The 828-nt window shown below is 66.2% G+C and carries 1 protein-coding gene; it reads right to left on the reverse strand.

The window, feature by feature from the left end:
• Positions 1-828: AMP-binding protein (locus BFQ03_RS20820; RefSeq protein WP_139115719.1), on the reverse strand; the 828-nt coding region annotated here is incomplete at both ends.

An 828-nucleotide genomic window follows, 5' to 3' on the forward strand; every position in this document is an offset into this window, starting at 1 on the left:
TGCCCAGGTATGGGTGGCTGTGTTCGCTGCTCAACGGCTGCAAGGCCGACCAGATGGTGGTTTCGGTCGGGCCATAGAGGTTCCAGGTTTGCGCACCCAGGGCCGTCATGCGCACGGCCAGTTCATCGGCCAGCGCTTCGCCGCCGCACAGGAAGCGACGCCCCGCCAGGGCCCCTGCGTTAGGGCTTTCCAGCAGCATGCGCCAAGTCGACGGCGTGGCTTGCAGCAGCGTGATGCCCTGCGCTTGTACCTGCTGCAGGATCAGCTCGGGATCGCGCTGGGTGTCCTGGCTGGCCAGGACCACACGCCCGCCGACCATCAACGGCGTGTACAGCTCCAGGCCGAAGATGTCGAAAGAGAACGTGGTCAGCGACAGCAGGCGATCCTGCACACCGATCCCCGGCGCGGCGGCCATGCTGACAATGAAGTTGGTCAGCGCGCCATGGCGCACCATCACGCCCTTGGGCTTGCCGGTGGAGCCGGAGGTGTAGATCGCATAGGCGAGGTTTTCCGGGTCCAGCGTTACCTGTGGGTTTGCGCTGCTGTAGCCGCTCAGGGCCTGGCCCAGGTCCAACGCCTGCACGTGAGCCGGGATTGGCAAGGCCAGATGAGCCTGGCTCAGCAGCAGCTTGAGGCCGCTGTCTTCGATCATGTAGCCCAGGCGATCCTGCGGGTATTCCGGGTCCAGCGGCACATAGGCGCCACCGGCCTTGAGCACCGCCAGCAAACCGATGACCATTTCCAGCGACCGTTCAACCGCCACGCCCACCAGCACGTCCGGGCCGACGCCCAGTTCCAGCAGGCGGTGCGCCCACTGGTTGGCCCGGG

Origin of the sequence: Pseudomonas sp. 25 R 14, from assembly GCF_900004755.1 — a bacterium.
Classification (GTDB): Bacteria; Pseudomonadota; Gammaproteobacteria; order Pseudomonadales; family Pseudomonadaceae; genus Aquipseudomonas; species Aquipseudomonas brenneri.